This is a genomic window from Nostocoides jenkinsii Ben 74 (assembly GCF_001046875.1).
Classification (GTDB): Bacteria; Actinomycetota; Actinomycetes; order Actinomycetales; family Dermatophilaceae; genus Nostocoides_A; species Nostocoides_A jenkinsii.
In genome coordinates, this window is sequence record NZ_HF571038.1 from 3,386,742 (window position 1) to 3,391,807 (window position 5,066).

The following is a 5,066-nucleotide window of genomic DNA, read 5'->3' on the forward strand; positions in this document are numbered from 1 at the left end:
GGCGGTGTCAAGGCGTCGTAGCAACGTGGGGTTGGCCGAGGAGGAGTCGTTCGAAGGATTCGCGGGGGGTGAGGTAGCCCAGGACGGCTCGGGGGCGTTCGTTGAGTTCTTCGGCGATGGAGTTCAGGTAGGGCTGATGGGCGGGGATGTTCTCGCCCTTGGGGATGTACTCACGGATCAGGCCGTTGGTGTTCTCGTTGCTGGGACGCTGCCAGGGGCTGTGTGGATCGGCGAAGTACACCGGCAGGTCGGTGGCGACGGTCAGCGCGGCGTGGCGGGCCATCTCGCTGCCTTGATCCCAAGTCAGCGAGGCGCGCATCATTTCGGGTAGGGCGTTGACGTGCTCGATCAGGACCTCGGCCAGGTCGTCGCTGGACTTGCCGTGATGCAGGGCCACGATCACGGTGTACCGGGACATCCGCTCGACCATGGTGGCTGCAGCGCTGGCGCCGTTCTTGCCGATGATCAGGTCGCCTTCCCAGTGCCCGGGTACCCTCCGCTCGGCGCTGCCGGGGTGTTCGTTCTCCCGGGCGGTGATGGGACGCATCCCCACGATCGGGGCCCCGCGCCTGCTCGATGAGCGGGGCTTTCGCTGGGTGCGCTTGGAGCGCAGGAAGACCCCGTGGCGGACCAGCTCGGCGCGGGGCATGGCGTAAATGAACTGGTAGATCGCCTCGTGCGAAGCCAGCAGGCCACCGGCCGGTAGGGAACCCTTCATGACCTCCACGGTGGCGTCCTCGGCCTCCAACTTCAACCGGCCGGCGATCTGACGGGGCGTGCGAGACTGCCGCAGATCGGCCAACACCCGCTGACCCAGCAGCGGATCGGCGGCCACCTTGCGCGGCTGCGGACGGGCGCGGCGCCGTTGGGCCCGCACGTCGGCGCTGACCACCCGATACCCACACGTCTTGGTGGAGTTCCGGGCAATCTCCCGGGTGATCACTGACCGATCCCGGCCCAGGTCACGCGCGATCCGCGCCGGGCTCCAGCCCGCCTTCAACCCAGCCGAAATCTCCGCCCGGTCCTTGATCGTCAACTGCCGTCTCGTGCCTGCCACCGGTCCAGCCTCCCAGCCTTCAGCCCCGATCCAGTGGAGGCTGTTGCTTGGACGCTATGACCCTGCCCTGCTCCAATGCCGCATTCGCTGGCGGAAGCGATCTGGATGATCTGAAACTCTCGGACGCTGACATTGCCGACTGGGTTAGCGATGTTGCGACGTTGACCGGGATGATTCCGCCGCAGGACTTCTTCGGCGGCGACTTCTTGAAGACGGTCTCGGGCGACATCGCGCGTTCCCAGTTGCTCAGCTTGGCTGCACGGCGACCCACCGCTAAGCGGATCAAGGAATCGTTCGGATCGTGGCTCAACCTACTCACTGTCTCCGGCGTGCTTCCGGATGGAGCGCACCACACCGTCCGCGGCGTCCGATCCGTTGCCGCCGACGGCCATGTATGCCTGTCTCTGCCCGAGCGCACGATCGACGACTGGCTCTCGGCGTACGGCGTCGACCATGCGAAAGAGCCGCGATACCCGGACAGCAACTACCGAGGCGACTTCCTCGTGGGGGGCTCGTTCATTGAGTTCTTCGGGCTCGTCGGCAACCCCGACTACGACGCGCGAATCCAAGAGAAACGCGAACTCGCCGAGAAGTACGGCATCGACCTGATCGAGGTCTACCCGAAAGACATGCTGACGTGGGGCGCGACCCAGGAGTGGCTGGCGAAGCGCCTTGGATTCGACTTGGGGACGCGTGAGCGGCAGGTCCTGCCGACACAGCCGCAGGTCCTGAGTGAGGCGAAACCAGCGATCCCGGAGGCACCCCCGGCTGGTCCTGCAGAGGGCTGGTACGCCGATCCGACTGGCCGGGAGGCTTCGCGGTGGTGGGACGGCCGCTATTGGAAGCACTGGGTCACCGACGCGGTAGGAGTCACCTACTCCGACACGCCATATCCCGGGCGGGACGACCAGGTGAATCGCGGAGCCGAGATCGAGGGCCAGCAGACGTGGGAGTTCCTCTCGAGCACTAAGTTCTCCTGGCCCGGCAAGCTCAAGGGCGCGGAGCTGGTCACACACCTTGAGTTGATGTTCCGCTGCATGGACGCGGTCGAGAACGCGGCGGGTACAGAAGGCTATGGAACCTCGCCGGCCGCCTACTCCGAAGCGGCAGGTCATCTCAGGCACGCACGAAACCATGCTGGCGAGGCGGCGGTTCTGGCCCGTGCGGTGGAGAGCGGCCTTGGGCCGGGCGCGGGGCGCCGAGACATCACGGCGCGATTGGCTGCACTCGAAGAAGCGGGTGTACATCCCAACCCGGTCGCATCGGGCATGACGGCTGACTACCCTCCGCCAGAGGTGTAGATGTTGGGCAGCCCGACGTGCCTAACCCGCGTGCTAGGCTTGTCCCACTGGGCTGACCTTCGGGTCATGGTCCACCCTTTAGGCGGAGCTACCTTCGCCACATCCTTCAGGCGGGCATCGCCCGCCTGAAGTTGTTTCTGGAGTAGGTCGTGCGAGAACTCAGCATCTTCATCGACGAGTCAGGTGACTTCGGACCGTACGAGAAACACTCGCCGTTCTACATCGTCGGTCTCGTGTTCCACGACCAGAGTGACAGCATCAGCGGCCACCTCGACGGCATCCACGACGGGCTGGTGGCCCGAGGGCTCCCGATCGACCACGCCATCCACGCTGGACCCCTCATTCGGCGCGAGCAGGAGTACCGCTGGATGGATGTCCCTGCCAGACGGGCCATCTTCCGGCTGCTGATGGACTTCGTTCACCGCTGCGAGATCAGGCAGCACTCGCTGGTGCTCAACAAGCGCGAAGTCGGCGAGATAGACCGACTCGTGTCGCTGATGTCCCGAGATATGGGGGCGCTGATCCGCGACAACTACGAGTACTTCAGTTCGTGGGACCGCATCGTCATCTACTACGACAACGGGCAGAAGGAGCTGACCAACATCGTCAACAGCGCCTTCAACTCGCAGTTGAGCACGGTTGAGGTCCGCAAGGTGGTGCCGTCCGACTACAGCCTGTTCCAGGCCGCCGACCTGTGCTGCACTCTGGAACTCCTGCGATCCAAGATCAACTCCGTCGGCCTGTCGTCCTCGGAGCGCGACTTCTTCGCCACCGAGAAGCGCAGCGCTGAGCAGGCGCTGAAGCGCCTCTACTTCAAGACTCTGGACCGCAAGCGGTTTGGGTCCTGAGCAGCCTCGGAGATGTGGCAAAAATGTGGCAGGACGACACAGAGCGACCAGCATCCACCAGCAACGTCAGCCAAGTTTGCGCAGGTCAGGCCGCACATGCCAGCAACGGCCAACATCGACCGTCACCCGTGACGCCGTTCCCCTGGTACTACTGACCAGTCGTGGGGTCCACATCCGACCCCGGCGTCCGCGTACGACCGTGACGTGCGCATAATCCCGTCCGCATTCCAGGGTGCTCAGGATGACGAGGGCCCCAGTGATGGCCTTTGACTGGGCCCTCGATCGGAAGAAGGCCATTCGGTTGCTCGGCGAGTACGACATCACGCGCGACCCCGCGCCTTTGGTCGACCTTGTCGACGACTAACCACGGAGGGGACGACTCAGGAATACACCATGTAGTGCAGGATCACGTCGTGCGTGTGCTTGGCCTTGTCGGAGCCGCGCAGGAGGATCTCGTAGGTCGCGTGTGAGGTGTGGATGGCGACGGCCGTCTCCTCGGTGAACCGGCCGAAGACGGAGGCGTTGGAGGCATAGGACACCGCCGTGATCTTCGAGTACGGCACAGAGGTCACCGCGACCCGACCGCCGGCAAAGCTATTGTCCTGCAAGATAACTCGCTTGTCGGTCAGGCCGATGAAGCCGGTGCCGACGTCCTTGCCGTCGTAGACCGCGAACACCTGCTCCTCGGGGAGCAGCGAGTTGCGCACGATCTGCAACTGCTCCTTCTTGTCGTAATACACCTCGTCGGACAACCCGGGCCACCTCTCTTCTGTCGTATGTCGCGGGCTCGCCCGCCCGCTCCCCCCAACCTTCGCACGCGGCATACGGTGACGCCATGGCCACCATCGAGATCATCCACGGGGACCTGACCACCCAGGCGGTCGATGCGATCGTCAACGCGGCCAACTCCAGCCTGCTCGGCGGGGGCGGGGTGGATGGGGCCATTCATCGGGCGGCCGGTCCCGGGCTGCTTGCCGAATGCCGGGCGGTGCGCCGCGAGCGGCTGCCGGGTGGGCTGCCGGCTGGGGAAGCGGTGGCGACCGGGGCCTACAACCTGCCGGCGCGATGGGTCATCCACACCGTCGGCCCGAACCGGCACGCCGGTGAGACCGACCCGGAGGTGCTGCGCCGATGCTTCAGCGCCAGCCTCGGCGTCGCCGAGGAGGTCGGTGCGACGTCGGTCGCGTTCCCGGCCATCGGGGGTGGGGTCTACGGCTGGGACATGGCCACGGTCGCCCGGGAGGGACTCGCGGCGGCGAGGGGGGACGGAGAGGGGCTGAGCGGCATACGGGTGATCCGGTTTGTGCTGTTCAGTGAGGACGCGCGCGCGGTGTGGGCGGAGACGGCCGAGCGCGGCTAGACGCACCGAACGCCGGACGGGCGGGGGCCCCGTCCGGCGTTCGTCACCGGGTGGATCGTGCGGAGTCGGGCGTCAGGGACGGCCGTAGGTCGCGCTGGACGACCAGATCGCGCGCAGGCCCGAGGAGAGGCCGGTGCGCGGGGAGTCGTACATCATGCCGTTGCCGGCGTAAATGCCGACGTGGTAGGCCGGGTAGCCGAAGAACACCAGGTCACCGGGCTGCGGGTTGCTGACCGGGGTCGCGGCGGCCTGCTGACCGGCCGCGGTGCGGGGCAAGGAGATGCCGACCTTGGCGAAGATGTACATCGTGAAGCCCGAGCAGTCGAAGCCAGCCGGAGTCGAGCCGCCGTAGACGTAGGGGATGCCCGACAGCGACGCCGCGATCGCCAGCACGCCGCTGGCGGCCGGCTGGGACGGGGCGGGGGTGCTGGGGGCGGGGGTGTTCGTGGTGGCCGGCGCCGGGTTGCTCGACGTGGCCGGCGCACCCGCGGTCGTGGCGG

General features: G+C 66.3%; 7 protein-coding genes. 4 read left to right on the top strand and 3 right to left on the bottom strand.

Annotated elements, in window-relative coordinates; translation table 11 throughout:
• Positions 1-7: 7 nt before the first annotated feature.
• Positions 8-1,057, bottom strand: a complete 1,050-nt coding sequence (locus BN13_RS16145; protein WP_235433932.1) for an IS30 family transposase — start codon at positions 1,055-1,057, stop codon at positions 8-10.
• 56 nt (positions 1,058-1,113) lie between these two features.
• Here BN13_RS16145 and BN13_RS16150 point away from each other — a divergent pair, with 56 nt between their 5' ends.
• From BN13_RS16150 to BN13_RS20680, 3 genes are all read left to right on the top strand, one after another.
• Positions 1,114-2,358 carry a DUF2510 domain-containing protein gene (locus tag BN13_RS16150; RefSeq protein ID WP_048548205.1) on the top strand — a complete coding sequence of 415 codons (1,245 nt, stop codon included), beginning with the start codon at positions 1,114-1,116 and terminating at the stop codon, positions 2,356-2,358.
• Positions 2,359-2,507: 149 nt separating this feature from the next.
• A complete protein-coding gene (locus tag BN13_RS16155) occupies positions 2,508-3,206 on the top strand; it encodes a DUF3800 domain-containing protein (RefSeq protein ID WP_048548206.1) in 699 nt (232 codons plus the stop codon).
• Positions 3,207-3,447: 241 nt separating this feature from the next.
• Positions 3,448-3,570: a hypothetical protein gene (locus BN13_RS20680; RefSeq protein WP_268806972.1), complete on the top strand. Its 123-nt coding sequence runs from the start codon at positions 3,448-3,450 to the stop codon at positions 3,568-3,570.
• A gap of 16 nt (positions 3,571-3,586) precedes the next feature.
• Here BN13_RS20680 and BN13_RS16160 read toward each other — a convergent pair whose 3' ends face one another.
• Complete coding sequence (locus BN13_RS16160; RefSeq protein WP_235434090.1) at positions 3,587-3,958, bottom strand: PH domain-containing protein; 372 nt, start codon at positions 3,956-3,958, stop codon at positions 3,587-3,589.
• Between the two features lie 83 nt (positions 3,959-4,041).
• On the opposite strand from BN13_RS16160, the gene BN13_RS16165 reads away from it, so the two are divergent.
• Positions 4,042-4,566 carry an O-acetyl-ADP-ribose deacetylase gene (locus tag BN13_RS16165; RefSeq protein ID WP_048548207.1) on the top strand — a complete coding sequence of 175 codons (525 nt, stop codon included), beginning with the start codon at positions 4,042-4,044 and terminating at the stop codon, positions 4,564-4,566.
• A 72-nt stretch (positions 4,567-4,638) separates the two neighbouring features.
• Here the strand turns inward: BN13_RS16165 and BN13_RS16170 are convergent.
• Positions 4,639-5,066, bottom strand: a 428-nt coding sequence (locus tag BN13_RS16170) for a C40 family peptidase (RefSeq protein ID WP_162199983.1), incomplete at its 5' end; no start/stop codon positions are given.